Source organism: Hymenobacter setariae (assembly GCF_007713685.1).
Classification (GTDB): Bacteria; Bacteroidota; Bacteroidia; order Cytophagales; family Hymenobacteraceae; genus Hymenobacter; species Hymenobacter setariae.
Genome location: NZ_VMRJ01000001.1, coordinates 1,483,562 through 1,509,674, shown reverse-complemented (window position 1 = coordinate 1,509,674; position 26,113 = coordinate 1,483,562). Strand labels below are relative to the sequence as shown.

Genomic DNA, 26,113 nt, shown 5'->3' with positions numbered 1-26,113 from the left:
GTTATGAATTTTAAGTGGTTATTAGCAATGGCGTGGCGCGACTCGCGCCGCAGCCGCTCGCGGCTGGCGCTGTTTATGTCGAGCATTGTGCTAGGCATCGCGGCGTTGGTGGGCATCAATTCGTTTGGCGACAATTTGGCGCGCAGCATTGGCGAGCAGGCGCGCGAGCTCCTAGGTGCCGATTTGGTGCTTTCCTCCAGCCAACCCTTCGATGCCAAGCTGGCGCCAACCCTGCAAAAGCTCGGGCAGCGGCGCAGCGACGAAGCCTCGTTTGCGTCGCTGGTGTCGTTTCCGCGCACGCAGGGCGTGCGGCTGGCACAGGTGCGGGCCCTAGGGCCGGGCTTTCCTTACTATGGCGACTGGGAAACGCAGCCCGCCGCTGCGGCTGCGCAGTTCAAAGCCGGCCAAAGCGTTGGTGCGCTGGTCGATGACGTGCTGCTGGCACAGTTCGACGTCCGGGTGGGCGACTCTGTTAAGGTTGGTACGCTGACCTTGCCCATTGTGGGGCGGGTGCTGAATACGCCGGGCCAAACGGGCTTTAGCTCGGCGGTAGCGCCCAAGGTATTTATCCCCAAGAGCCTGCTGGCGCGCACCAACCTCATCAAGCCTGGCAGCCGGGTGCAGTACCGCACCTACTACCAGTTTGCGCCTGCTACCGATGTGGCGGCCACCATCAAGCCGCTCGAAGCCAAGCTGGAAGCCAGTAACATCGACTCCGATACCGTGGCTAGCCGCCAGCAGCAGACTGGCCGCGCCTTCCGTGACCTCACACGCTTTCTGAGCCTGGTGGCCTTTGTGGCGCTGCTGCTGGGCTGCGTGGGCGTGGCCAGCGCCGTAAACCTCTACGTGCAGGAAAAGCTGGCCTCGGTGGCTGTGCTGCGCTGCCTGGGCGCGAGCGGCCGGCAGGCGCTGCTTATCTACCTCATTCAAACCTCGGGGCTCGGGCTGCTGGGGGCCATCATCGGGGCGGCCCTAGGTGCCGTGGTGCAGCTGGTGCTGCCCAAGGTGCTGGGCAGTTTCTTGCCAGTGGCTGTGAGCGTGGCGGTGTCGCCGAGTGCTGTGGCTATCGGGCTCGTAACGGGGCTAGCCATGGCGGTGCTGTTTGCGTTGCTGCCGCTGCTGAGCATCCGGCGGGTGTCGCCGTTGCGGGTGCTGCGCGCCTCGTTTGATGAAGACACTACGGCCCCCGACCCGCTACGAGGGCTGGTGCTGGGCATTGTGCTCATTTTTATTGTAGCGTTTGCCTACGCCCAAACCCGCGAGTGGAAGCAAGCCCTAGGCTTTGCGGCGGGGCTGCTGGTGGCCCTAGGGGCGCTAGCGGGCCTAGGCTTGGGCTTGCGCTATCTGTTGCGGCGCTACTTTCCGGTGGGCTGGAGCTACGTAGCGCGCCAGGGCCTGGCCAATTTGTTCCGGCCGCAAAACCAAACGGTTACGCTCATTATCTCGCTCGGGCTGGGTACGTTTTTGCTGGCTACGCTTTTCCTTACCCAGGCCCTGCTACTGAGCCGGGTGCAGCTATCGGCCAGCGGGCAGCAGCCCAATCTGGTGCTGTTTGATATCCAGACTGAGCAGCAGAAAGGCGTCGAGCAACTCCTTCTCCAGCAAGGCATCCCGATTATGCAGCGTGTGCCCATCGTCACGATGCGGCTGGCCTCCATTAACCGCCGCACGGTGGGCGAACTGCGCAAAGACACCGCCAACGGCATCCCACGCTTTGCACTCACGCGGGAGTACCGCGTCACGTACCGCGACACCTTGAGCGCCAGCGAGAAGCTGACGGCCGGCACGCCACCTAGGCCCGCGGTGGCTGGCGGCTTGCCCCGCGTGTCGGTCGATGGCGATTACTTCAAGCGTGTCAAGCTTAAGCTCGGCGACACGTTGACCTTCAATGTGCAGGGCGCGCCGCTCAGCGCGGTGGTGGGCGGCACCCGCGAGGTCGATTGGGCCCGCGTGCAAACCAACTTTCTAGTCGTTTTCCCGACCGGCGTGCTGGAGCCCGCCCCGCAGTTCCACGTCATTCTGACCCGCGTGAAGGACAACCAACAGCTCGCCGCTGCCCAGCGCGCGCTGGTGCGCGACTTTCCCAACGTGTCGGCCATCGACCTAGGGTTGGTGCTGCAAACCGTAGACGAGATTTTGAGTAAAATCTCGTTCGTTATTCGCTTCATGGCCGGCTTCAGCATCCTCACCGGGCTGTTAGTATTGGCTAGCTCGGTGCTCATCAGCCGCTACCAGCGCACTCGCGAAAGCGTGCTGCTGCGCACCCTAGGTGCCAGCCGCAGCCAGATTTTGCGCATTACGGTGCTCGAATACGCCTTGCTCGGCACGCTGGCCGCGCTGGCGGGGGTGCTGCTAGCCGCGCTGGCCGCGTGGGCGCTAGCCTTCTGGGTCTTCGAAACGCCTTTTGTGAGCAGCAGCCTACTGTGGCTGCCGGCTCTCGTAGCGCTGGTGGCGGGTCTCACGGCGCTCATTGGTGGGCTCAATAGCCGCTCGGTGCTGAGCCAGCCGCCGCTGGCGGTGCTGCGAGCCGAGGGGTAGCCTGCCTCGTCTGCAGATTTTAGCTGCCTAACGCCGCTGCCTGGCCTTAGGTAGTTGGCTGCATAGTGGTTGCCCTGGAGCTACCTAGGTCAGCTGTACAGTCAGCTAAGCCCGCTATTACTTAGGTACTAGCGGGCTTTTGTGTGTTAAAAAGTCTCGGAGTTCTAATTTAAAGTCTAAAAACATGGAATTACATGATTTATAATTTAACTAATGAGCGAGAATGATTAATATCATTCTTAATGCTTTCTAAAGCATTTTTGAGTTCTCGTGATGTTGCACTTAGTAAATTTGCTGTTGTTATGTAGTGTTGGTTATTAATTTAAATAATACAAATTACTTTATCCTTTTCTATGAAATCAATTTTTACTTTGCTTTTGTTGGCGGGTGGTAGTTTGCTAGCTGGTTCGGCTCGGGCTCAATACACCTTTACCGATGCCAACCTAGCGCCGTATAAGCAAGATTTTAACACGTTAACGGGTACGCTTGCACTCACTAGCGGGCACCTCAATACCCTGCCCGAAGTATACGCGCAGGCAAATTTTTATACGCCCTTAACTATCGGCTCCAACGACGGGCTAAACACGGCGGCCAACTACTATCATTTCGGCTCTGCTGACGGCAACAGCGCCGACCGCTCGCTAGGTGGCGTTGCTTCCTTGGCCTACAACGCAGGCATCGGCTACGTAGGCATTCGCTTTAAGAACGGCTCTAGCGTCACCATCAAAAACCTGGAGGTGCAGTATGCCATGGAGCAATGGTATAACTCGGGGCGGAAAGATGCGGCCAACGTGACGGTGTCGTACCTCACGGCCCCGGTGGGTACCGCTATCGAAAATCTACAAGAAGCAACAGGCACCTGGCAGACTATTGCGCCGCTGCAAGTAGATGCGCCTTCTACCTCTACCGTGATTGCCAGCCGCGATGGCAATGCGGCTGCCAACCGCCGGGTGCGCCAAACTACCCTAGCGGGCATAAACCTGCTACCCGGCCAGGAAATTATGATTCGCTGGGCCTACGCCCTCAGCGACGCTACCAATGGCAACGGTCTGAGCATTGACGACGTGGTGGTGACGCCCGAAACCAATGTGTACTACTCGAAGGCTACCGGCAGCCTGAACGACCTGGCAAGCTGGGGCCAGAACCGCAATGGTTCGGGCGCGGCGCCTACCAGCTTTTCGGCTAATAACCAAACGTTTTACGTGCTGGGTGCGGCTACTGACCGCATCGCAAGCGATGGCTCGCTAACGGGTATTTTGGGTACCTGGACGGTAAGCGGTACCAACTCCAAGATAGTGGTAGGGGCGCCGGCTACGGCCACTACCGGCACGGCGGCCCTGCCCGCATCGCTATACCTAGAGTACAACAAAAATATCGCGGGTACCATCGACGTGTCGGATGGCTCGACGTTCGTTATTCGGAACACCAACCCGCTCCGCACCTTCTCGCTCGGCTCGCTGAGCACCAGTAGCACCGTAGAGTATAACAGCACAACCACCACCTCTATCATCACGCAGAGCTACGGCAACCTAGTGATAGCGGGCTCGCCGGGTTCTGTTACCCCAAGCTCTAAGTCGCTGACCGGCAATGTGCTCATTAGTGGCAGTCTGCGCCTCAAAAACCAGTGCAGCCTGAACCTAGGCGACTACGACCTGACCCTGGTGCGCCGCGACAGCGTGGGGGCCAATGGCCAGCGGCTAAATGCCAACATCGTGCGCGGGGGCTCGCCCACGAGCTACGTAGCTACTAATGGCAAGGGCCGGCTGCGCATTTCGGTGCCTAACAATGGGGTGGGCATTGTCTTTCCGGTGGGCACCATAGCCCCTTCGCTGGTGGGCGGCCTGCTGGGCAGCACCTACACCCCAGCCACGCTGCGCCAAACGGCAGCCAATTCGGAAGACATTTTCAGCGTGCGGGTTGTCACCAACCTCTTTCTCACTTACACGCTGGCCGAGGTGGGCATTGGGTTGAACCTGAGCCAGTCGAACGTAAATAAAACTTGGCTGGTGAGCGAAGAGGTGCCCGGTGGCTCCGACCTGACCATGACTCTGCAGTGGAACGCGGCCGATGCCACGCCGGACTTCGTGCCAGCCACGGCGCGCCTCAAGCACTATACTGGCGGCGCCTGGGACGAGAACGCCAGCACTAGCGAGTGGGGCGCGGGCGCGGCGGCTAGCACGTACACCATCACCCGCTCGGGCATTAAGTCCTTCTCGCCCTTTGGAGTGGTCTCGAATGCCGCGCCGTTGCCCGTCAAGTTGACAGCTTTCGAGACGCAGGCTACTGGCACCACTGCCCGCTGCACCTGGACTACCGCTTCCGAAACCAACAACGACCATTTTGTGGTGGAGCGCTCGCTCGATGGCGTCACTTTCGCCGCCCTAGGTACCATAAAAGGCCAGGGCACCAGTGCTACCGCGCATACCTACAGCTTTACCGATGCTGAGGCAGGCCGCCAAGGCGCCACGCTGTATTATCGCCTGCAGCAAGTAGATATTGACGGCAAGACCTCCTACAGCCCCGTGCGGGCCGTGACCTTCGCCGCGCGGGCTGTGGCGCTCTATCCTACGCCCACAGCCGGCGACGCCGCCACCCTCGACCTGACCAGCCTAGCCGCGCAGCCTTGCCAAGCGCAGGTATTTGACCTAGCGGGCCGAGTGCTGCTGACCCGTACGCTGGTTGGTGGCCTCACCCACGAGTTTGACGTGCGTAGCCTGCCCGCTGGCGCCTACATGGTAGTGCTGAGCGGCGCCGGGGTGCACCAGACCTTGCCGCTCTTGCGCAAGTAATCTCGGCATTATCTCGCCACAAAAAGGCCCGAGCGCATCTGCGCTTGGGCCTTTTTGTGGCAGGTTGGCTAGGGTATGTAGGCCCACCATAGCGCTCGGTAGTGGTAGTTTTTAGCTAAGAAGTTTACCTAGGAACAGCGTTTGGCCGTATGGAGGCAACGTGCCGAAGGGTGCGCTTGCCTATGCCTGCTACTACCCCGGCCACCCCTGCTGCCCCCCTAGGTCGCCCCCGCCTGGGCTGGCGCCGCGAAATCTTACTGGCGCTGCTTCCTACCGTCACGGTGCTGGGATTGCTGTGGCTGCTCCGGCTGCTGAGCAACCAGCAGCTGCTTTTCGCCTCGCTGGCATCGAGCTGCTTCTTGATATACCTCGACCCTGGCCACCCAGCCAACAGCGCCCGCACACTGGTCGTCAGCCAGCTGGCAGGGGCATTACTGGGTTTCGGCTTTCATGCTTGGCTGGGGCCGGGCTACCTAGGGGCGGCGCTGGCGCTGCTGGGCGTCATTGCGGTAATGATATTGACCAATACCATGCACCCGCCGGCCGTGGCCACGGCGCTGAATTTTGCCTTTCGGGCCGGCACCGGCGAAGGCAATCTGCTGCTGTTTGGGTTGGCTGTGGGGCTGGTGCTCGTGCTGCTGGCCGTGCAGCGCGGGTCGGCCTATTTGGTGCGGCGCTTTACACCTATCAGCTAGATTATGCAGGCACCTCCCGAAAACCCCGTTACGCTATTTGGGCGCACCGAAGAAGGCGTAGTAGCCGCCGTGCAGTGGCTCAAGCTCGGCGTCGAGTTGGTGGGCGCCACCATCATTGCCCTAGGCATCATCACGGCGGGTACGCTGCTGGTGAAGGCCTTGGTAAACCGGCGCACGGCCGACTTCACGGCCATTCGCCTCACACTGGCGCGCTACCTAGCGTTGGCCCTAGAGTTTCAGCTTGGGGCCGATATTCTGTCCACGGCCATCGCGCCGAGCTGGGAGCAAATTGGCAAGCTTGGGGCCATCGCCGTCATTCGCACCGCGCTCAACTTCTTTCTATCCAAGGAGATGCAGGAAGAGCGGCGGCAGAGCGGCGACGAGCAAGAAGTGGTAGGGCGGGGTACGAAACAGTAGCCCTAGGTAGCCCTAAGCGCTCATGCCCAGCCGCAAGAGGGCACGTCGCACGTCCTCGGGCGTATCAATGCCAAAGGCATCGAGCTCGGTCACGGCAGTCTGAATCACGAAGCCGTTTTCGAGCCAGCGCAGCTGCTCTAGGCTCTCGGCCACTTCGAGGGGCGAGGGTGGTAGCTGCGTGAGCTGGCGCAGCACGTCGGGGCGGTAGGCATAGAGGCCTAGGTGGCGGTGGTAGGGGTGGTGCAGCAGCCACTCGCCCTCGGGCTGCTGGCGCTGGTAGGGCAGGGGGTGGCGGCTGAAGTACAGCGCCCGCCCGCGCCGGTCGGTCACCACCTTGGGCAGGTGGGGGCTGAATAGCTCCTCGTCGGTGATAACAGGCTTGATGAGCGTGGCAATGTCGGGCGGCATGGGCTGGTCGAACAATGTCACGAGCGCCTGAATCTGGGCGGGGTGAATGAAAGGCTCGTCGCCTTGGATGTTCACGATGCAACTGACCTCGGCGGGGCTGCCTAGGTGCTCATAGGCCTCCCACACGCGGTCGGTGCCACTGGGGTGGTCGGGCCGCGTGAGCACGGCCTCGCCGCCAAACTCGTGCACGTGGCGCAGGATGCGCTCGTCGTCGGTGGCCACCACTACGCGGGCCAGGCCAGCCTGGTGCGCTTGGCCCACCACACGCTGAATCATGGTTTGGCCCCCTAGGTCAACCAGGGGTTTGCCGGGCAGGCGGGTCGATGCGTAGCGGGCCGGAATGATGCCGATAGCCAGGGACATGCGGTAGAAAGAAAGAGGGTAGAAGAGGAAGGCAAACAATTAAGGGCGCAAGGCAGCGTTTAAAATCAAGCCCAACTGTTGCTTTCGGCGCCGAAACTACGGCCGCCCAGCCGTTAGCTATTTACTTTGCCAGTTGCTGGCACCTAGCCAGGGCCCGTTTCAGACGGGGGTAGCTCTTATTTACCTCGCTTCCGCGCATGAGTCTGTTTGCTTCTTTGTTGATTATTAGTTCGCTGCATGGCCCCTTGGCGCCCGCAGGCCACCCAGCGCCTTCCGATTCGATAGGGCAAGAATTTCGGGGTGGCCAGCGCTTTGTGCGCCACCGCGTGGCGCAGGGCGAAACCTTATTTGCCCTGTCTCGCCGCTACCACGTTAGCGTCGACCAGATTACCGGGGCTAACCCACAGCTCAAGAATGGCCTCGCTATCGGCGAGGTAGTGCTAGTGCCGCGCCCCGGTGGTGGCGGTGCTGCCAAAGCTACCGCGGCTGCCCCCACCAAAGCAGCGGTCGTTGCCCCTGCTACGGCCGCCGCGCCTAGCAGTGCCCCCGCTCGCTATACCGTGGCTAAGGGCGAAACGCTGTTTGGTATTGCCCGCCGCTACAACCTTTCGCCCGCCGAGCTGATGCAGCTCAACCACCTGCCCGCTGGTGGCTCGGTGCGTGTGGGCCAAGAGCTGCTACTGCGTGCCGCCGAAGCCGGCGCTGCCCCGATAGCCGCCACTCCGCCGCCCGCCCGCACCCCGGCCGACACGCCCACGGCGGCCCCCGCCCCCCGCGTAAACCCCAACGCGCCGGCCCAAATTGCCACCATCACCACGGCTAAGGAGCCCGATGCCGAAGCGCCCGAAACCCGCACGCCTACCCGCGCTAGCGAAGTAGTGACCCGTGTGACTGAAAGCGGCATGGCCGCCGCCATCGCTAATAGTGGCACCGATAAGTACCTGGCTCTGCACAAAACGGCGCCCGTGGGCACCATCATGCAGGTGAAAAACCAGATGAACGGCCAGTCGGTGTACGTGCGCGTAATCGGCCCGCTGCCTGACACCGGCGAAAACAACAATATGCTGGTGCGCCTCTCGCCCCGCGCCGTGCAGAAGCTAGGCACCGGCGACTCGAAGTTCCGGGTCGAAACTAGCTACGTGCCCTAGGGACTTATTTCACGCCTTCTACCCGTTGTCATGGCGAGGAGGCACCACGCAGCAATCGCACCTAGGCGGCCCCTTACATAAGCCGTTTAGGTGCGATTGCTGCGTGGTGCCTCCCCGCCATGACAAACGCATTTTATGGACGCCATCAAGCTACAAGAAGTACGCGCCCTGCTCAACGAGCGGGCCGACCAATACAATCAGCCCAGTTTTATTGCCAAGGACCCCATCAGCATTCCGCACCAGTTTAGCCAGCTGCAAGATGTGGAGATAAGCGCGCTATTCGCCGCGCTGCTAGCCTGGGGCCAGCGGCCCACTATACTGAAGAAAACGGCCGAGCTGATGCAGCGCATGGATAATGCGCCCTACCAGTTCGTGACCCAGCACGAGGATGAGGACCTGAAGCGACTGCTCAAGTTTTGCCACCGCACCTTCTGCGATACCGACCTCCTGTACTTCGTGCACTGGTTGCGCTGGTTTTATGAAAACCATACTTCGCTGGAAGATGCCTTTTTGCACGGCGCCACTATGCGCGAGCGGCTGGTGAGTTTTCACGACTTGTTCTTTAGCCTGCCCGATGCGCCGGCCCGCACCCGCAAGCACGTGGCCACGCCTGCCCGCGGCTCGGCTTGCAAGCGCCTCAACATGTACCTGCGCTGGCTGGTGCGCCGCGACGACCGCGGCGTAGACTTCGGCCTATGGCAGCGCATTTCGCCCGCCGAGCTCATCTGCCCCATCGATGTGCATGTCGAGCGCCAGGCCCGCCTCCTAGGTCTGCTCAAACGCGAAAAAGTAGACTGGCAAGCCGCCGAAGAGCTCACCGCCAACCTGCGCCTGCTCGACCCCCTAGACCCAGTGAAGTACGACTTCGCGCTGTTTGGCGAGGGCGTGGGGTAAGCAACAGTTGGGTAGTACTCACAGAATGGGCCGCAGTGACGTAACATGTTACGTCGCTGCGGTCCATTCTGTAAATGCCAAAAAGTAGCTTAGTAGGGCTGGGTGGTCGTTAAAATTTAGAAATGAGCACGATGCCGATAACTAGCAAGGCGCAGCCTAGCATGCGGCCAGGAGTTAGTGCGTGCACTTCTGCGCCAAACCAGCCAAACTTGTCGATAACTACCGACATCAATAGGTTGGCTGAGATGGTGAGGCCAGCGAATGCGCCCGCACCTATCTTATTCACAAACATCAACCCGGCCACCACGGCGCCCGCGCCTGCCAGCCCACCTAGGGGCGCCCACCAGGGCATATTTTGCAGTCCTTCGAGCGTAGGCAGCGGCTTAGGAATACAGATAAACAAGCAGAAGAGCAGGGCAATTATTGGCAGGAACGACACCAAGCTAGCTAGCCAGGGGTTGACCAGCGATTTTTGCAAAGCCCCATTCATGGGTGGCCCCCAGGCCTGCAACACGCCGGCGGCAATGATGAGCGGGTAGATGAAAGACGCGTTGAGGCCACTGGTTGCCATAAGGAGTAGGAAAAGTAGAGAGAATGTTAGCTCATGAAAGAGAGTAGTTGGCGAAGTGCAGCTAGCTAGTGCGGCAGCAAGAACAGCGACCCAATAGCCAGTAGCAGCGGCACGGTCATGACCAGAGCGCCAAGCTTCAGAAACTGCCAGGCGGTGACTTTTATCTTCTCGCGTTTGAGAGCCGTTAGCCACAGAATGGTGGCTAGCGAGCCGGTCACGGATAGGTTGGGCCCTAGGTCGATGCCAATGAGCATGGCGCTCTTGATGGTTTCGGAGACGTGCGCATTTTGCAGCACGTTGCCCACAATCAGGCCGGCGGGCAGGTTGTTCATCACGTTGCAGAGCATCGCCACGCCCACGCCGCTGGCCCAGGCCGTAGAGGTAGCCGACTGCTCGGCGCCGTGCGTGAGCAGCGTAGTGAGGTAGCGCGTAACGCCTGTTTTGTTGAGCGCTTCCACCAGCACAAATAGGCCCGCTACCAGCGGCAGCACTGACCATGAAATGCCTTTCAGCAAGTCAACTGGGCTTTTGCGCGCGCTCACCAGCACGATGAGCGCCGTGAGCCCCCCGGTAATGGCCGTAGGCAGCCCCAACTCGAGGCCCCGCGCCGAGGCGAACAGTAACGCCCCTGCTGTGACCCCAATGCCACCTAGGGCTACCTGGCCGCCGCGCTCTAGGGTCGGTAGTTCTACATGTTCGGCAATCTGGCTGCCTAAGTCCTTTTTCTGGGTGAAGAATAGCAAAAAGTACGTGGCCCCAATAGCCACTGCCGAGGGTAGCAAGTAGCGCGGCAGCCAGGTGAGTAGTGGCGGCATGTGCGTGCCATAAATAACCAGGTTGGCTGGGTTAGAAATGGGCAGCACGAAGGAGGCCGCGTTGGCAATGAAGGCGCAAATGAAGAGGTAGGGCAGGGGGTTCTTGACCTTAGCGGCGCGCACGGCGCTCGCCACGGCCGGGGTCAGCACTACCGCCGTGGCATCGTTGGAAAGGAAGGTGGTGACTACGACGCCAACCAAGTAAATCAGCAAGAACAGCCGTTGGGCTGAGCCGTGCGAGAGCCGAGTAGCGTGGGCGGCCAGCCAGTCGAAGAGTTTCTCTTCGCGAGCAGTTTCGGCCAGCAGCATCATACCGGTCAAGAAGAGGTAGACATCCAGCCCCTTGGCCACGCCCGCCAGGCCCTCTGGCAAAGTGAGTAGTCGCAGTACTAGCAGCAGCAGCGCCCCGCTCGCCGCCCACACAAACTCGGGCACGCGAAACGGCCGGACGATAACCAGGGCGATGGATAGGGCAGAAATAACCCAGATTAAAATGGTACTCGTGGTCATTATGACGAAGGGGAGGGGCGGTGGTTAAGTGGTTTGGCGTTGCGATTGGGGCCGAGCTGCGTACCTAGGATGCCATTTTCTTCCCATGCGCCAATGCTGACCGCATCGCTCCCCAGGCCAGGCTGGCCTAGAAGCTGGGAAGGCGACAAAGCCGGCACAAGCTGATGGCGACCTAGGCGGCCAGTGGCGTCACGGGCCGCTACGGTGAGCGTGTGGAAGGGCGTGGTCCATGTGGCCTCGGCCTGCCATACCCCGTGTGCGTCGGGCTGCATAGGGAGCCTAGGGCCCTCATCCAGCCAGTACACTACTTCGGTAACAGCGTGCGCGCCAAAGACCAGCGCCTGGATGGTGAAGCTGGCTGCTACGACTTGCTCCGCGTGGCGCAGCAGCCGGTAGTCGGCGGGCGCAGTGATGAGGACGAAGGGAAAGCTATTATCGAGCGGCTTGAAGCGCCAGCTGACAATGCCTCCATCGAGGCTGATGAGGGAGTAACCCACGGGCCCTTCCTCGATTTGGCCGGTCGAGCGGGTGGCCGCGTAAATGGTGGTGCCATCGTTGGCCAGCTCGTTGTAGTGCGTGTGGCCCATATCTACCAGGGCTACGCGGTGCTGAGCTAGCAGCGCAGTTAGCTGCTGCCGCTCGGTGGCATCGCGCAGGTCGGCGGGGTAGGTGTGCATGAAGAGCGCTACCTCGGTGCCAGCGGGCACTTGGCCCAGTTGCTCGCGCAGCCAAGTGAGTTGGGAGGCACCTAGGCGGAAATCAGGGCCGCCCTGGCCGGGACCGCACACATCCAAAAACAAGCAGCGCACGCCCTGCACCGTCAGTGCCAGCGGGAGCGAGTGGGCGGGCAGCCCTGCATAAAAGGGTGCTAAACTGCCCGATTCCATGTCGTGGTCGCCCGAAATGGTGTAGACTGGTACACTAGCTAGGCGTAGTGCCGCGGCCACCAGGTGGTACTGTTCGGCCAACCCATTATCGGCCACATCGCCGGGCAGGTAGATAAAGTTGAGCCGCCCGCTGCACTCCACTTCTAGCTGCACCAGAATGGATAAGAAATCGAGGTAGTTACGCGCCTTGGCATCAGTGATGTGCAGGTCGCCTAGGTGCGCATACACCAAGGGCTTGTCGGCGCGAGGAGGTACTAACTCAGCCATGATTTAGGAAACTGCTACTTGCGGCTGGGCCGCCACCTCCCGGTCGCGGGTTTCGGGCATGAGCAGCAGGAACACTACGAAGCCAACCACCGCAATGCTAGCCAAAACGTAGAAAGTGAAGTTGTCGCCGTGGGTTTTGGCCAGGTAGCCAGCCACCGAATTGCTGAGAAACGCGCCAATACCCTGGGCCGTGGCAATAGCCCCTTGGGCGGCATTGAAGCGGCCAGTACCCTTGGTGAGGTCGGCAATGATGAGTACGCCCACCACGCCAAAAATGCCCGCGCCCAGCCCATCCATGCACTGCACCGCAATGAGCGCGGCGGGGTGGTGGCTGACCGTGTACAACACGCCCCGCGCCGCCAGCGCCGCAAAGGCAAACAAAAACAGCGGCTTGCGCCCGAGCTTGCTGGCCAGCTTGCCACTCGCGGCCGCCACTACCATAAACACCAACTGCGAGGCCAGCATGTAGCCTGAGGTGAACAGCACCGCCTGCTTGGCCCCCACGCCGCGGGCCAGCAGTTGTGTCACGAGTGGTACCATCGCGGCATTGGCGAAGTGAAAAATAACGGCCGCTACCAAAAACACCCGCACCGGCGGCTGCTTCAGCAGGTCGCCGAGGCAAGCGAATACATCTTTGATGTTGTGCCACACGCCGCCAGCGGGGGCGGGCGGCGCGTCGTTGCACTGCTCGCCTTCAGCGGCGGTATCTGCTTCGCCACCCCGGGCCGCGTTAAAATCAATATCATCGGCCTTGATGCGCAGGATGCTGATAATGGCCCCCGCACCCAGCAGCGCCACCAAAAAGAACATCCAACGCAAACTGAAGTAGTAGCCAATAGCCCCCAGCGCCAGCGCCGCAAACATATTGCCGCCCGCGTTGAAGGCTTGGTTGGTGCCCTGCACCTGGTCGAAGCGCTGGCGCTGCACCAGCCCTAGGGCAATGGCGGCCAAGCAAGGCGGAAAAATAGCCCCCGCAATACCCACCAGCGCTTGCCCGCCCATTACCACTGGCCGTACCGTAAAGAAGGCGGTGCCCAGCATACCGGTCATTATTAAGGCAATGCCCACGATGAGCAGCGCCCGCTTTTGGCGCAGGTTGTCGATGAGCGCGCCGGCAGGCGTTTGGGCTAGCACCTGGGCAATGTTGCCCGCCGCCAGCGCCGAGCCTATCTGGGCCGGCCCCCAGTGCACACTGCTTTGCAGAAACAGCGCCATGTAGGGGCCCATGCCGTTTTGCACATCGGCAATAAAGAAATTGACCGCCTTGAGCGCTCGTAGGCTGCCGATTTTAGTGTCGGGGGCGGCCGGCTGGGCCGAGGAGTCTTGAGAAGCAGCCATACAGAAACGAATTGACAACGGTACGCCCACAAAGGCGAAAGGTTGAGCTTAATTACCTGCTTAGGTACGCATAAGCCAAGCCGCTAAGCCGCGCCATAGGGTGGGGGCGGCCGGCGGGCTTGGCGCTGGTAGGGCGGCCGCGCGGCTAGCGCAGCAAAAAGGACTCGGCGCCCACCGTTAGCAGCTCAACCGTGAGGGGGGCGGGCACCTCGGGGTGAGCCAGCACCTCACCGGGGCGCAGGGTACGCCGCTGGCCGCTGGCTACCACAGCGGCACCTACGGCCAGGCGGGCCGCTAGCTGCTCGCCTATGTGGGGAGGCAGGCGCAGTTCGGTGCCATCGCCTTCCAGGAGCAGGGCTCGTAGGCGGCCCTTAGGGTCAAGCTTCAGTTCCGCCACAGGGCCGCTGATGGTGGGCGCATCGGCTGCGCTGGGGGCAGCGGGCGGCGTAGGTGGCAGAGGGCGGGCGGTGGCCTCTGCGGCGTCGAGGCGGACTAAGTGCAGGTGCTCGTCGCCCTTAGGAGTGGTTTCGAGAAAGCCAAGCACGGCCACCTCGTGGCCCGGCTGCGCCAGGGTCCGCAATTCTTGGCCAAAGTGCGGCGGAAACTTTACGGTATGCGTCCGGTCAGCGGTTTCGAGCTGGAAGCGGTCAAGCACGCCGTCGGGGTTCGCGCCAAAGGCTCCGACCCGGCCACTGTAGCTGTGCAAGGGCTGGAGCGGCCGGACCTCATCCTTCTTGGGTTTGGGTTTCGGCTTGGCAGGGCCGGTAGCTTTGGGTGTGGTATTGGCCTTGGGCTGCGCGGCAGCAACGGTATTTTTCGATTTAGTATCAGGCATAGTATGGAGTAGCTAAGGCAAAAACTTATTGTGCCCCAAAGCACTCGGCCCCGGCTGAAGGTGGTCTGAAAATCGAATTAATTTTCCTTAAGGTATATGGTAGTCGCGTGAATGCGACGTTGTATGCTATTGAAAAACGGCTTGTTGAATCAACTAAAGCTAGGTGCTTGCCTGCAGTTAGATAACAGCTAATAGTATGCGGCCTCAACTCAAGAGGCCATGCAGCTGGAACCCTAGGCAGCCCGATGGTGAACTAACTGAGCCGGGGCGTTGAAAACCACACCGGCCCGCATCCGAGGCTGCGTGCAGAGCGTACAGCCTATTATGCTCAAAAACTCGAAAGGTCCCGAACTGCCCGCCTGGGTATTCCTGGCATTGCGCCTAGGGTCGCTGGTGGCCGTAGCAGTGGTGGCAGTGCTTATCGCTAAGTGTACAGGCTAAGAACTCATAAAACTTACCTAGGTAATCGCTAGGCCAAATCCAACTAGCTTGGCTAGTATAGTAGCTGCAGCGTTTGACTTATAACCCAAAAAAGCCCTGACTCGTGAGCCAGGGCTTTTCGCTAATAGTCTATGCTTTGCGTTGCTATCAGTTTTTCGATAGAAACTCGGTTTGGAACGTGTATACCTTGAGCGTGCCGCCGATACCTAGGGGCTGCTCTATTACTAGCCCTGCGCTGGGGCTACTGGCATTGATGTAAAACTTATGGTCGGGCGAGCCGGCCCCGGCTTGCTGGCGCAAGTTGGCGAGGGCTGCGTACACGGGTAGTTCCTCTTGCGCGGTGGGCCCGTAGGTACGAAGATTGGCCGTGCTACCATCCATGTTGTACCCGCAGAAAGACTCGATAAATTGGACGCTAGTGTGCGTGAGCCCGTTTTGGTCCTTGTCAGCCAAGTATTCGGAGCGCTGCACCTTCAAGTCGCGGTCAATAACCAAGTTAAAACTCTCGGGAGAATAGGCTTTTGGCGAAAAGCCATACCGGCTTTGGCCCGTAAGCGGGTCAAAGTGAAAGCGTAGCTGGCGGTCGGGGTGCCCCTTGAAGCTGAGGTTTTTCTGCTTGGCTCGCATTGCCTCGCTGTACGGCGCCTGAAGCTGCGCCACGAGCCGCCCGTCGGCAGCGTAGCGCCGCTCAAAAAAGCCTTGTAGCATGGGCCGATAGTTGATTTCAGGCAATTCGCCAGTGCCATACTCACCAAAAATAAGTACGTCGCCGGTGCTGCGGTCGAGGTAAAACGACCCTAGGCCCCCTGCCGACGTGTCCCATTCGTCGTAGGTCGAAGCGCTACTCGCCCCCTGTTGCGAATAGTAGCGCGGAATGTGCGTCAGCTCGCCGTAGCTAGGAATAGTACCCGAGTACAGCGGCACGGTGCCCTTGCTTAGGTCCAGCGTCGTGCTGAAGCCGCCAGGAGCAGCCTTGCCCTGGTCGTCGGTAATGTAAACCTGATACGTAACGGGCTGCTTGCCGGGCTGCTGCGTAGCATCGCTGACCAGCGTGCGGCGGCAGAAGTAGGTTTGATTGGGACGGTGACCTAGGTAGGCCCACTCCTGGTACCAGTGCCTAAACTGGCTTAGGTTGCCCGTGTGCGCGGGAGTAGCGGGCAGTTCCAACGATTCGCGACGGATGGTATTGGTTTTTAAGTCATAATGCATCGTCCAGAAGGCCACGCTTCCCGCCCGCTCGTCCGTCTCACGCACTACTTCGACGTAACCATCCGCGTCGGCGTAGTCCGACAGCCGCAGCGACTCTAGCTTGCCGGAGGTTGGCGCGGGCCGGGGCCCAAACAAATGCTGGGTAAGCGAGCCCTGCTCATTGAGGCGCTGCACGTATGTCTGGCATTCTTGAGGGCCCGCTACTCCGGATTTTACCAGTTGTTTGGCTGCTTCTTCCGAAATGTGCTCGGCCAGCAGTACGTCATTGCCAGCCGTGAAGATGCGCAACGGGTACAGCTCGGCCGCGGCTTTCTCCTGCTGCATTTGCTGGTCAGTCCGCGTCTTTCGGCCCAGGCCAAGGTTGTCGAGCAAGGGACGCGCTCCTTTTTCGGCACGCCCGAAGCGCGTGAGAGACGTTTGCCAAAGCGTGTGCCCATCGGGGGCCAGGCACTGCGCTACTAGCTCTCGCGATTCCGAATTTGTAAGAAATAAGACCGTATTGTGGTTAGGCAGCACCACCGTGCCACCCACCGTTGCATGCGGACCTAGGGCAATAGTCTGAGCAGAATGTAGTACCTCAGCCGGCCCCTGTGCCGCTGCACCGCTAGACAGCAGAGAGAAGCCAAGGAGCGAATAGTAAAGTATACTCATGAACTAATCAGTAAAAAAATAGTATATAATGTAGGCGGTTTGCTAGGTTGAAGAAGGGCTATACGCTTAGCTAGGCAATGGTAAAATCAAGGCTAGTTGATTGGCTATAGCAGATTTTATAGCGAATAAGCACTCGGAAAATTAGTTTGTTTTCAATATTATTGATTGATAATCAATGTTATATGTTAAATTTTTTTAATTATATTTTGTTGCGTTATAAAGCTGCTCAAAACTAGAATATAGATAAGGCTATAGTCAAGGCAATAAAAAGGGCTTTTATATGAATATTCCATACAGGCGTATCGGATTACCGGTAACTTGACGATTAGGTACGTACTTCCCATCTGGTTTTCGGTTTGCTGCTAAAAGGAGGACCGCCCATCTGGTGAGCGCCTACTAATACTTAGCTGATTCCGCGAATCTTCTACCCCGCTCAAGTGTTTTACTTTTGCGGTTCTACAGTGAAATTCCCCGCTCGTATTCGATTTGTTAGTACCCCAAAACTTTGAAGCCAAAATTGGCTTTTCTACCCTCCGCGACCTGTTAGAGCAGCTTTGTCTGTCGGCCCTAGGGCGGCAGTACGTGGCCAAGATGCAGTTCACGACCCAGCACGAGCAGCTCAGCAAGCTACTGGCCCAAACCGACGAGTTTGCCCAGCTGCTGAACAGCGGCGCCGAGTTTCCGGGCGCGCACTATCACGATGTGACGGTGCACCTCAAGCGCGCCTCGCTGCCAGGCGCCTACCTCGACGTGGCCGCGTTCTACGAGATTAAGATGAGCCTGCGCACTATTCGCGAGGCGCTCACTTTCTTCACGCACGCCGCCGAAGGGCTCTACCCCACGCTGCGCTTGTTGGGCATCGGCATTCAGGCCGACCGCAACTTGCTAGCCGCCATGGACCGGGTCGTTGATGACGAAGGCAAAGTGCGCGACGATGCTTCGCCGCTGCTGCGCCAGATTCGGCAAGAACTCATCCAGCGCCAAGGCCAGCTGCGCAAGCAAATTGCCACCATCTTGCGCCACGCCAAAAGCGAGGGCTGGATACCCGGCGATGCCGAGCCCACCATTCGGGGCGGGCGCTTGGTGCTGCCAGTCATTGCCGAGCACAAGCGCCGCCTACGCGGCCTCATCCACGACGAAAGCGCCTCGGGCCAGACCGTGTACATCGAGCCGTCGGAGGTGTTCGAACTCAATAACGACATCAAGGACCTCGAGAACGCCTACCAGCGCGAGCTGATTCGCATTCTCACGGCCCTCACCGACCAGCTGCGCCCGCACCTGCCCGACCTGCGCAAGGCCTACAACTACCTAGGGCTGATTGATTTTATTCGGGCCAAGGCACGCCTGGCCCGTGAGCTCGACGCTCAGCTGCCCGAGCTCAGCAGCCGCCCGCTGCTGCGTTGGCGCGGCGTGCGCCACCCTGTACTGGCGCTCACCTTCCGCGACCAAAACAAGGCCGCCGGCCCCGACGCCGAGAAGCGCGAAGTAGTGCCGCTCGACATCGAGCTGACGCCCGAGCAGCGCATCCTCGTTATTTCGGGCCCCAACGCGGGTGGTAAGTCAGTGTCCTTGAAGACGGTGGGCCTAGTGCAGTACATGCTGCAATGTGGCCTGCTCATTCCGTGCGACGACTACTCCGAAGCCGGCATGTTTGAGGACATTCTGCTCGATATCGGCGACGAGCAGAGCCTCGAAAACGACCTCTCGACCTACTCCTCGCACCTACTGGCCATGAAGCAATTCGTGACCGTGGCTAATAAGAAGAGCCTGGTGCTGATTGACGAATTTGGTACTGGCACCGAGCCCAGCCTAGGCGGCGCCATTGCCGAAGCCGTGCTGGAGCAGCTCAACCGCGAGCGCGCCTTTGGCGTGATTACAACGCACTACACTAACCTTAAGAACTTCGCCGAGAAAACGCCGGGCCTCGTGAACGGCGCCATGCGCTACGACCCCGAGCGCCTGCAACCCCTGTATCGCCTCGAAATGGGCAAGCCGGGCTCGTCGTTCGCCATCGAGATTGCGCGCAAGATTGGCCTGCCTAAGCAACTCGTGGAGCGCGCTTCGCAGCTCGTGGGTAAGGACAAAATCCGCTACGACCGCCTGCTCGAAGGCCTCGAAAAGGATAAGACCGAGCTCGAAACCCGGCTGCGCGACGTCGAGAAGCAAACCACTCGCCTCAAACGCTCGGCTCAAGAGTACCAGGAGCTCAAGCAGCACTTAGAGGACACCAAGCTTGAGACACTGCGCGAAGCCAAGCAGCAGGCTAAAAAGCTGCTAAAGGACACCAACCAGCAAATCGAATCTACCATTGGTGAGATTCGCCGCTCGCAGGCCGATAAGGAAACTACCAAGCAGGCCCGCGAGAATCTCGAAACCTTCGTGCGCAAAGAGCTCCAGATAGAGCCACCCAAAGCTCGCCCCACCCGCGAGCTGGCCGATGCCAACACCCTAGGCGCCGGCGACCGCGTGGCCATTCTGGGCCAAGATGGCCACGGTGAAGTAGTGAGCGTGAAAGGCAAAACTGCTGAAGTGCTTTTCGGCGGCATGAAGACACTGGTAAAAGTTAATCAGCTTGAAAAGCTGAGCCGCGCTGAGGTGCGCGAGCGCGAAGCTGCCGCCCGCAAAACCGCCGCTGCCAACCACAGTGGCCAGAGTCTAGACCTCACTGGCCGCATGGCGGGCTTCAACCCGACCCTCGACCTGCGCGGCGAGCGCGCCGAAGACGCTCTCACCAAGCTGATGGCCTATGTCGATGATGCTGTCATGTTTGGCGTGCCCGAAATGAAAATCCTGCACGGGCGCGGCAACGGCGTGCTGCGCCAAGTGGTGCGCGACTACCTCCGCCAAACCCGCGCCGTAGCCAGCGTAGGCGACGAGCACGCCGACCGCGGTGGCGACGGCGTGACTCTAGCGGTGCTGAAATAAGCTTGCTGCGGTAACCTACTACTGGAGCAAGAGCTAATAAAAAAGACCGGACAACACTTTGGGGTGTTGTCCGGTCTTTTTTTATTGAGGTGCATAGAGCAGGAACCTAGGTGGTATGCATAGTGCCTAGGTTCCTGCTAAATCCAAACCACTACTGTACCACAGGTGGCTCATGCAAGATGGGTGGGGCAGGCCTTCTGGTTTTGCCCAGCAAAGTAGGCGCTAGAAATAGCAAGGGGAGTATACCCAGAAAAACGAAGAGGGTACCAAGGGGATAAAAGAAAAAATGCTGGTTTAGCTGAACACTGTAAAGCGTATTAAACTGCATTTTAATAGGTAGTAGCAGAATTAGTAAGAATACATGAAAGGAGAATACTTCTAATGAGTATTTGCCTAAGTAGCAGATAGGCTTGTATGTAAACCAATGAGCCCTTTTAAAAGAAATATAAATGACTACGTAGCATATTGTAATAAAATTGAATAGCCGCAGGGGGCCAAGATTACTTTTGTCAGTAGCATATTCTATATTAATAAAAGGTAATTCTGCGTGTATGTTTTTAAGAATAAAGATTGCTGTGCTGATAGTTAATGCTGTGTAGAATAAGCTTTTGTTTACTTGCCATTTTTGAGTTTTTCCTTTATAAAAGAGAAAGCCAATAAAAAGACCTAGGATAAATAGTATTTGCCAAGATGGCAGGCTGAAGTATTTGGTGTTTAGCTGGTGGCCATGAAAGGGTAGTGTGAATAGATTGAAAAGTTCGTTTAGGCTGCTCACCAAATACAGCGCCAGCGAACCAAGAAGCACTTGCCAGATATACCCCCGCTGGAACCACGTGATAACAAAGGGCACGAGGAGGATAAGAATAGCGTACATAGGCAAAATATCGAGGAAAGGCGGCTGGTACACTAGCAAGCTGCCCATGATAAATGCCAATATCGGCTGCTTTGCCAAAGGTGCATAGGAAGTCAGCCAATATTCCCGTAGCAGCGAACTACCCAGTATGGAGGCGCAGACAAAAAGAAGTAGCACTATGTGATTTCTATAAATAGTGCGCGCTCTTTTAAGCGCTAGTCCTGGAAGAACTTGGGTGCCTTTTTCATTTGCTTTATGTGTATATACAATGCCAGCCGTTAGGCCCGATAAAAACACAAAGCCTTCAGCAGCCGAAACCCAACCTACAAATTCGTAAGTAAATCGTCGGACTATATTATTGAGCAATAATGCGTGGTCAACGGTAATAAGTAAAAGCAATAAGCCGCGAAAAAAGTCAAGTTGGGGAGTTCGTTTCATTGGTGAAGTGAGAGCTATGTAGGATTAAGTAATTAAAATTTTGCACAATTTTATTATTATATAAATAGAGGCATGTATAACTCACAAGTATAGCTCTCAATAGCATTAGTGTGCTAATAGCAAGAATTCTTAGTATTATGAAATCATTATTTAAAGTACCTGCGCTGCGAAATACTAGCGAATACCTTTAAGCGTGCGCTGCCTGGTAAATCATCCCAAATTGCTGTATATAGAACGCGGCGTAGCACCCTGCCTATTTAGGCCGGGGGCAGCTGTGTTGTGCCAGCGATAAGCGGCAGCTAAACTGCTTTGCAGAACAACCTAGGCGCGAAGAATCGGCCCTCTACTCAAGTACAAGGAGTGTGTTCCAAACAGGTATGTTAGAGGCCGCTGGGTTAGTGCTTTATTCCACCAACTCAGTAAATAGCCTACCTAGGGTGGCGCTGGCATCTGCGCTCAGGCCGGGGTGCACGGGCGAGGTTTGTACTACCGTGCTGCGCTGGGCTGTGAGCCAGCGAAACCGCGAGGCTACGGCGAGCTGCCCGATGGGGCCGCCCTCGGCCCAGCCCCGGCAAATGCGCTCGAACGAGCGCAGGCGCTCGTACAGCTCGCCTAGGTCGAGCTGGTGGCCAGCAAAAGCCTGCAGGCGGGCTTCGTTTACTTCGAATTTGACTTGCAGAAAGCCTTGGGCGGGGCAAAACAAGATGACGCCCACGTTTAAAAACTCTTCGCGCTCGACGCGCGGCACCACGCGCAGCACGGCGTACTCAAACAAGTGCATGGCGGGCAGTTTGGGCTTCTTGAACAAAAAAGGCGGAAGCCGCTAGGCGGGCCTCCAAAAACTGCACGTATTCGGCGCGCTGCTCGGTGGGTGCCAGGTCAGACGACTCATCGGTGAGCCACTCGTCGGGCACCAGGGCTACGATGGCGCGCAGCACCTCGGGCGTGAGGCGGGCGTGGCCTTCGGCATCGGCGGTGGCTAGCTCGCTGGCCTGGGGCAGGAGCACGTGGTCTTTCACTTGTGAAAAGGAGCGCGGCTGGGGGCGGGGCTGCGCCCAGTCGGGACCGGTGTGGTGCACGTAGAGTGCAGCGCCATGGTCAATGAGCCACAGCTCCTTATGCCAGATAAGCATATTGGTATTGCGGGCGGTGCGGTCTACGTTGAGCGTCAGGCAGTCGAGCCACACAATGAGAGAAGCTAGCGCGGACTCGACCTTGGTCACGAGGGGGTCGAAGGTGCTGGCGCCCGCCAGGTAGTGCAGGGCCAGGTTTCGGCCCACGCTGGCTTTGAGCAAATCCTGAATTTCCTCATCGGGCTCGGCCCGGCCAAAGGCCTCATCGAGCTCGCAAAACACGAGCTCGGGCACTCGTAGCCCTAGGGTCCGGGCAAGCTCGCCCACTATCAGCTCGGCCACTAGCACCTTGATGCCCTGGCCGGCCCCCCTGAATTTTACGACGTACATAAACCCGTCGTCGGCCTCCACCAAGGCGGGCAGCGAGCCGCCTTCGCGCAGCGGCGTGATGTAGCGCGTGACTTGTACGGTGCGCAGGGCGAGGGTAGGAGCGGGCATAAAAAAGCGATGCGGAAGCCGCAAAGGACGGGCTGGTAGAGAGAAAAGTGAACCTAGGTAGGCTCAGAGTAGCAGCACGTCGATGCGGTGGGCGTGCACCATGGCGAGTTGCTCCGACCAGGTGAAGACCGTAAAATTGCCGTCTTGCGATGCTACCAGGGCCACGGCATCGTGCTGGTCGTGCACAAACTGCGCGGCGGCTAGGTGGCGGGTGCCACCGTTTTTGGCTGGGTGCAGGGTAGTAGCGCTGGTGCCCACCACAGGCTCGGTCACGATGAGCTGCTCGACGGGCGAGCCCGTGGCGCGGCGCGTGACCTTGGCCCCGAACGCCAGCAGGTCATATTGCTGCGTGATGACTGTGGCCCCATCGACCGCTGTGAAGCCGCCCACTACCGCAATGGTATCGAGCAAGTTATCTTGCCAGTCGCGCTGCGTGTGGTCGGGCTCGCTGAGGAGCGTAGCAATGTTGTCGTAAGCTGGAGCCACGGGATAATTCAGAGGCTGCACGATGGACTCTTGCCAAGCCTCGGAGCCGGCGGGCACTAGCAGCACCAAGCCCCCGCGGCCGTGGGCGCGCATGGCGCGGGCCAGCTCTAGCAGCACCTCCACCGCCGGGCTAGCCCCGCGCACCGCACTAGACGAAAGCGAGATAGCCGGCAGCGACTCGCGCAGGGCGGGGTAGTCGGCCAGGCCGCGGTTTTCTTCATCTACCACTCGCACCTGGTCGCCGCGCAGTACGGCCACGTTCACAAACTTGCCAAAGCCGTCGGCCCGGCGGTGCTTGGCTACTAGCAGGCCAGGCTCTACTACTTCGAGTACAAAGCACACCGGCGGCACGTGCGTAATCGTGCCCCACACGTAAAGGCCGTGCTCATCCTGACCAATCCCTAGGTGCACGCCGGGCTGCTCTACGGCCGGCGCCAGCTTGTTGAGCGCCTGGGGCGTGAGGCGCAGCCGGTGGGCAAATCGCAACGGCCGCTCGGCATCGGCGGGCGCCAGTAGGGCCAGCGAAATGCGCGGCGGCCGGCCCTCCTCGCGGCGCAGGCTGGCCCAAAAGGCCACGTCAATAACCGCTTCGATAAGAGGCGCGTCGGGAGGGGCGGCCAGCAGCGGCCCACCCAGCCGCGCGGCATCGGCCCAGTGCTGGGCAAAATGCACCGCCAAGGCGGGCGCGACCATGCGGGCCGCTAGGTAAGTAGGTTCGGAAAGCATAAGGTGAAATAAGCAGCTAGGGCACCGGCCCGGCAAGCCAGCGCCCGGTGGGCAGCTAGCTCCTACGCCAGCCACCTCGCCGGGCGACAAGAGTAACCGCGAACCCCTAGGTTTTGCTTACCGCAAGTTTACGCCTCGAGCCTTATTTCTTCTTGCGCCCACCCGCGATGACGGGTACCGGGGGCGCAGTGGCTGTGCCGGCGGCATTGTGCGAGCCCGCCTGCACGTAGTAGGTAGTGCCGGGCGCCAGGCCATCTAGAACAAGGCGGTGCTGGGTGGTGATGGCCTCATCGGTGCGCGTATCGCGTAGCTCTGTAGCCGAGGGGCCATACTTAATGCGTGTATCGCCGGGGTAAAGGGTTGTGAACTCAATCGTCACGCTTTGGGAGGTGACGCCCACCGGCACCGGCTCGCTGGTAATGCGCGGCAGGCCACCGCCACGCACAAGGTCGGCCGCCAGGCGGGGCAGTAGCTGGTAGCCGCCGCTGCCGGTGGGCGAGTACTGGCTCAGTAGGCCGCGCACATCAAATAGCTCGCCCTGCGGAATGGTGGCATCTACTAGGCCCCCGGTGCCGGTGCTGGAGTTGGTGACGCGAAGCAATGCGCCGCTTTGGCCATTGAGCAGGTAGTTGGAATTGGCAGCGAGGGTAGCGACGGGTGCGCCTGTGGGGTTGGTGAGGCGAGTCACGCCGGTTATCTCCACTAAGCGGCCTTCATTGGCTTCTACAAAAGCGCTGGTGATAGCCGTAGCTGGCACCCTAAGGGCGCGCAGCGGCCGGTTGCCGGTGACCTTGTGCACCGACAAAACGGGGTCCATTTCGAGCAGGCCATTATAGTTTTTGAGCTGGCCGGTCGCTTGCACGCTGTCGCCGGCGTGCAGCTCGTCAAAGCCCGGCACGCGGGTGGGCAGGGCGTAGAGCGCTAAGCCGCTTTCGCCATCTTGCACAAAGCGCAAGCCCCCTAGCTCGGCCCCATTCAGCACCAAGCCCCGCACCGTGACAGTAGCCCCGGCTCCCTTAATACGGGCCGCTTTCAATGAGAGCACGCCCGGTATAGGCGGTGCGCCGGGGCCAGCACTTGCTGCGGGCCTGGTCAAGAAGCTAGCAGCTGCTAAAAGGATAGAAATAAGCATAAAATGAAGGCGAAAGAGAGCTGGCTAGTAAGAGCTAGCTACAAAGTAAACCGACAAATTTGCTCGTAATAACACCCCAAAAGCATGCCTGCACGGAGCTCGTAGAAGGCTACAAAATATTCACTTCCGGGTGCAATTCTATGCCAAATAAATCGCGTACGGAGCGAATAATTTCCTCGGCGAGCTCGCGCAATTCCTGGCCGGTGGCCCCGCCATGATTCACGAGCACTAGCGCTTGGCGGTCGTGCACGCCGTGGGTGCCTAGGCCCTCGCCACGCCGCAAGCCCTTGAAGCCGGCCTGTTCGATAAGCCAGCCAGCGGGCACCTTCACCCCCCCTGGCACTGGGTAGCCGGGCAGAGCGGGGTAGCGGTTCTTGAGCTCGTCGAACTTGTGCTGCGAGACTTCAGGATTTTTAAAAAATGAGCCCGCGTTGCCAATCTCGGCCGGGTCGGGCAGCTTGGAGCGGCGGATGTGCACCACGGCGCGGCTCACATCGCGGGGCGTGGGCTCAGATTCGATACCTAGGTCGGTAAGCGTGGTTTGGATGTCGCCGTAGCGCACGTTGGTGGGGCGCTGAGCGGCGGGCCGGTGCAGGCGCAGTACCACGGCCGTGACGACAAATTGGTTTTTGAGCGGCCCCTTAAACACGCTTTCACGATAGCCAAAACCGCACTCTTCCTTACCGAAAATCCGTAGCTCCCCGGTCTTTATTTCCAGCGCTTCGAGCCGCTCGAAAGTGTCTTGCAACTCGGCGCCGTAGGCCCCAATATTTTGAAGCGGCGCCGCACCCACGGTACCCGGAATAAGCGAGAGGTTTTCCACGCCGTGCAGGTCTTCATCGAGGGCATACTCCACTAGGCCGTGCCAGCTTTCGCCGGCCCCAGCGCGCAGCAGAGCCGTGTGGGTGTCGGCATCTTCCCCGATGACTTCTAGGCCTTTAATTTCGTTTTTCAACACTACGCCGCCAAAGCCTTGTGTCAGCAGCAAGTTGGAGCCGCCACCTAGGATAAGCAATGGCCCCGCCTGCACCTCGGGCAGCGCCAGCAAGTGGCGCAGCTCATCGGCCGAAGCAAAGCGGGCAAAGTAGCGAGCCTCTACATCGAGGCCAAAAGTGTTGTAGGGGCGGAGAGAAACGTGTTCTTCTAGGTGCGGCATGGCGCAAAGGTCGGAAAGTACCGTGGACTCTGCGAGTCTGCGCGCGGGTA

At 59.4% G+C, this 26,113-nt stretch carries 21 protein-coding genes; 8 read left to right on the top strand and 13 right to left on the bottom strand.

The annotated features are described in order from the left end of the window. Window positions 1–3: 3 nt before the first annotated feature. The 4 genes from FNT36_RS06220 (at window position 4) to FNT36_RS06205 (ending at window position 6,439) form a co-directional block, all read left to right on the top strand. Entirely contained in the window at window positions 4–2,538 is a 2,535-nt protein-coding gene (locus FNT36_RS06220; RefSeq protein WP_233635711.1) for an ABC transporter permease, read from the top strand. 353 nt (window positions 2,539–2,891) lie between these two features. After that, on the top strand, window positions 2,892–5,327 hold the full coding sequence (locus FNT36_RS06215) for a T9SS type A sorting domain-containing protein (protein ID WP_144845409.1): 2,436 nt from the start codon (window positions 2,892–2,894) through the stop codon (window positions 5,325–5,327). 182 nt (window positions 5,328–5,509) lie between these two features. Beyond that, window positions 5,510–6,022: an HPP family protein gene (locus tag FNT36_RS06210; RefSeq protein ID WP_144845407.1), complete on the top strand. Its 513-nt coding sequence runs from the start codon at window positions 5,510–5,512 to the stop codon at window positions 6,020–6,022. Between the two features lie 3 nt (window positions 6,023–6,025). After that, window positions 6,026–6,439, top strand: a complete 414-nt coding sequence (locus FNT36_RS06205) for a DUF1622 domain-containing protein (RefSeq protein WP_144845405.1) — start codon at window positions 6,026–6,028, stop codon at window positions 6,437–6,439. A 12-nt stretch (window positions 6,440–6,451) separates the two neighbouring features. On the opposite strand, the gene kdsB is transcribed toward FNT36_RS06205, so the two are convergent. Further along, window positions 6,452–7,210 carry a 3-deoxy-manno-octulosonate cytidylyltransferase gene (kdsB, locus tag FNT36_RS06200; RefSeq protein WP_144845403.1) on the bottom strand — a complete coding sequence of 253 codons (759 nt, stop codon included), beginning with the start codon at window positions 7,208–7,210 and terminating at the stop codon, window positions 6,452–6,454. Between the two features lie 197 nt (window positions 7,211–7,407). Between kdsB and FNT36_RS06195 the strand changes: the two genes are divergently transcribed. Next, window positions 7,408–8,358: a LysM peptidoglycan-binding domain-containing protein gene (locus tag FNT36_RS06195; protein ID WP_144845401.1), complete on the top strand. Its 951-nt coding sequence runs from the start codon at window positions 7,408–7,410 to the stop codon at window positions 8,356–8,358. A 135-nt stretch (window positions 8,359–8,493) separates the two neighbouring features. Beyond that, on the top strand, window positions 8,494–9,252 hold the full coding sequence (locus tag FNT36_RS06190; protein ID WP_144845399.1) for a TIGR02757 family protein: 759 nt from the start codon (window positions 8,494–8,496) through the stop codon (window positions 9,250–9,252). Window positions 9,253–9,361: 109 nt separating this feature from the next. Here the strand turns inward: FNT36_RS06190 and FNT36_RS06185 are convergent, their stop codons facing one another. The 5 genes from FNT36_RS06185 to FNT36_RS06165 form a co-directional block, all read right to left on the bottom strand. After that, on the bottom strand, window positions 9,362–9,823 hold the full coding sequence (locus tag FNT36_RS06185) for a DMT family transporter (RefSeq protein WP_144845397.1): 462 nt from the start codon (window positions 9,821–9,823) through the stop codon (window positions 9,362–9,364). A 65-nt stretch (window positions 9,824–9,888) separates the two neighbouring features. Then, entirely contained in the window at window positions 9,889–11,148 is a 1,260-nt protein-coding gene (locus tag FNT36_RS06180; protein WP_144845395.1) for an arsenic transporter, read from the bottom strand. After that, window positions 11,148–12,302: a metallophosphoesterase family protein gene (locus FNT36_RS06175; RefSeq protein ID WP_144845393.1), complete on the bottom strand. Its 1,155-nt coding sequence runs from the start codon at window positions 12,300–12,302 to the stop codon at window positions 11,148–11,150. The genes FNT36_RS06180 and FNT36_RS06175 overlap by 1 nt, the downstream gene beginning before the upstream one ends. 3 nt (window positions 12,303–12,305) lie before the next feature. Further along, window positions 12,306–13,640 carry an MFS transporter gene (locus tag FNT36_RS06170; RefSeq protein ID WP_144845391.1) on the bottom strand — a complete coding sequence of 445 codons (1,335 nt, stop codon included), beginning with the start codon at window positions 13,638–13,640 and terminating at the stop codon, window positions 12,306–12,308. 145 nt (window positions 13,641–13,785) lie between these two features. Next, the gene (locus tag FNT36_RS06165) at window positions 13,786–14,475 is read right to left on the bottom strand and encodes a hypothetical protein (protein WP_144845389.1); all 690 of its coding nucleotides are present in this window, start codon (window positions 14,473–14,475) and stop codon (window positions 13,786–13,788) included. A gap of 270 nt (window positions 14,476–14,745) precedes the next feature. Between FNT36_RS06165 and FNT36_RS25400 the strand changes: the two genes are divergently transcribed. Beyond that, window positions 14,746–14,916, top strand: a complete 171-nt coding sequence (locus FNT36_RS25400) for a hypothetical protein (protein WP_233635710.1) — start codon at window positions 14,746–14,748, stop codon at window positions 14,914–14,916. A gap of 147 nt (window positions 14,917–15,063) precedes the next feature. On the opposite strand, the gene FNT36_RS06160 is transcribed toward FNT36_RS25400, so the two are convergent. Continuing rightward, a complete protein-coding gene (locus FNT36_RS06160; RefSeq protein WP_144845387.1) occupies window positions 15,064–16,776 on the bottom strand; it encodes a hypothetical protein in 1,713 nt (570 codons plus the stop codon). A 486-nt stretch (window positions 16,777–17,262) separates the two neighbouring features. Here FNT36_RS06160 and FNT36_RS06155 point away from each other — a divergent pair, with 486 nt between their 5' ends. Then, window positions 17,263–19,701, top strand: coding sequence for an endonuclease MutS2 (locus FNT36_RS06155; RefSeq protein WP_144845385.1), 2,439 nt, complete (start codon window positions 17,263–17,265; stop codon window positions 19,699–19,701). 151 nt (window positions 19,702–19,852) lie between these two features. Here FNT36_RS06155 and opgC read toward each other — a convergent pair whose 3' ends face one another. The 6 genes from opgC to murB form a co-directional block, all read right to left on the bottom strand. Continuing rightward, complete coding sequence (gene opgC / locus FNT36_RS06150) at window positions 19,853–20,992, bottom strand: OpgC domain-containing protein (RefSeq protein WP_144845383.1); 1,140 nt, start codon at window positions 20,990–20,992, stop codon at window positions 19,853–19,855. Window positions 20,993–21,395: 403 nt separating this feature from the next. After that, complete coding sequence (locus FNT36_RS06145; RefSeq protein ID WP_394348936.1) at window positions 21,396–21,773, bottom strand: DUF3037 domain-containing protein; 378 nt, start codon at window positions 21,771–21,773, stop codon at window positions 21,396–21,398. Continuing rightward, a complete protein-coding gene (locus FNT36_RS06140; RefSeq protein ID WP_144845381.1) occupies window positions 21,760–22,563 on the bottom strand; it encodes a HipA family kinase in 804 nt (267 codons plus the stop codon). The genes FNT36_RS06145 and FNT36_RS06140 overlap by 14 nt, the downstream gene beginning before the upstream one ends. A gap of 63 nt (window positions 22,564–22,626) precedes the next feature. Then, entirely contained in the window at window positions 22,627–23,775 is a 1,149-nt protein-coding gene (locus FNT36_RS06135; protein ID WP_144845379.1) for a putative sensor domain DACNV-containing protein, read from the bottom strand. A gap of 142 nt (window positions 23,776–23,917) precedes the next feature. Next, complete coding sequence (locus FNT36_RS06130) at window positions 23,918–24,907, bottom strand: hypothetical protein (RefSeq protein WP_144845377.1); 990 nt, start codon at window positions 24,905–24,907, stop codon at window positions 23,918–23,920. A gap of 109 nt (window positions 24,908–25,016) precedes the next feature. Then, window positions 25,017–26,063, bottom strand: coding sequence for a UDP-N-acetylmuramate dehydrogenase (gene murB / locus FNT36_RS06125; protein ID WP_144845375.1), 1,047 nt, complete (start codon window positions 26,061–26,063; stop codon window positions 25,017–25,019). Window positions 26,064–26,113: the final 50 nt, after the last annotated feature.

Excerpts from the sequence above, each read along its gene's own strand:
- FNT36_RS06220 (WP_233635711.1), top strand. The coding sequence starts at position 4 with ATGAATTTTAAGTGGTTATTAGCAATGGCGTGGCGCGACTCGCGCCGC.
- FNT36_RS06215 (WP_144845409.1), top strand. The coding sequence starts at position 2,892 with ATGAAATCAATTTTTACTTTGCTTTTGTTGGCGGGTGGTAGTTTGCTA.
- FNT36_RS06210 (WP_144845407.1), top strand. The coding sequence starts at position 5,510 with ATGCCTGCTACTACCCCGGCCACCCCTGCTGCCCCCCTAGGTCGCCCC.
- FNT36_RS06205 (WP_144845405.1), top strand. The coding sequence starts at position 6,026 with ATGCAGGCACCTCCCGAAAACCCCGTTACGCTATTTGGGCGCACCGAA.
- kdsB (WP_144845403.1), bottom strand. The coding sequence starts at position 7,210 with ATGTCCCTGGCTATCGGCATCATTCCGGCCCGCTACGCATCGACCCGC.
- FNT36_RS06195 (WP_144845401.1), top strand. The coding sequence starts at position 7,408 with ATGAGTCTGTTTGCTTCTTTGTTGATTATTAGTTCGCTGCATGGCCCC.
- FNT36_RS06190 (WP_144845399.1), top strand. The coding sequence starts at position 8,494 with ATGGACGCCATCAAGCTACAAGAAGTACGCGCCCTGCTCAACGAGCGG.
- FNT36_RS06185 (WP_144845397.1), bottom strand. The coding sequence starts at position 9,823 with ATGGCAACCAGTGGCCTCAACGCGTCTTTCATCTACCCGCTCATCATT.
- FNT36_RS06180 (WP_144845395.1), bottom strand. The coding sequence starts at position 11,148 with ATGACCACGAGTACCATTTTAATCTGGGTTATTTCTGCCCTATCCATC.
- FNT36_RS06175 (WP_144845393.1), bottom strand. The coding sequence starts at position 12,302 with ATGGCTGAGTTAGTACCTCCTCGCGCCGACAAGCCCTTGGTGTATGCG.
- FNT36_RS06170 (WP_144845391.1), bottom strand. The coding sequence starts at position 13,640 with ATGGCTGCTTCTCAAGACTCCTCGGCCCAGCCGGCCGCCCCCGACACT.
- FNT36_RS06165 (WP_144845389.1), bottom strand. The coding sequence starts at position 14,475 with ATGCCTGATACTAAATCGAAAAATACCGTTGCTGCCGCGCAGCCCAAG.
- FNT36_RS06160 (WP_144845387.1), bottom strand. The coding sequence starts at position 16,776 with ATGAGTATACTTTACTATTCGCTCCTTGGCTTCTCTCTGCTGTCTAGC.
- opgC (WP_144845383.1), bottom strand. The coding sequence starts at position 20,992 with ATGAAACGAACTCCCCAACTTGACTTTTTTCGCGGCTTATTGCTTTTA.
- FNT36_RS06145 (WP_394348936.1), bottom strand. The coding sequence starts at position 21,773 with ATGCACTTGTTTGAGTACGCCGTGCTGCGCGTGGTGCCGCGCGTCGAG.
- FNT36_RS06140 (WP_144845381.1), bottom strand. The coding sequence starts at position 22,563 with ATGCCCGCTCCTACCCTCGCCCTGCGCACCGTACAAGTCACGCGCTAC.
- FNT36_RS06135 (WP_144845379.1), bottom strand. The coding sequence starts at position 23,775 with ATGCTTTCCGAACCTACTTACCTAGCGGCCCGCATGGTCGCGCCCGCC.
- FNT36_RS06130 (WP_144845377.1), bottom strand. The coding sequence starts at position 24,907 with ATGCTTATTTCTATCCTTTTAGCAGCTGCTAGCTTCTTGACCAGGCCC.
- murB (WP_144845375.1), bottom strand. The coding sequence starts at position 26,063 with ATGCCGCACCTAGAAGAACACGTTTCTCTCCGCCCCTACAACACTTTT.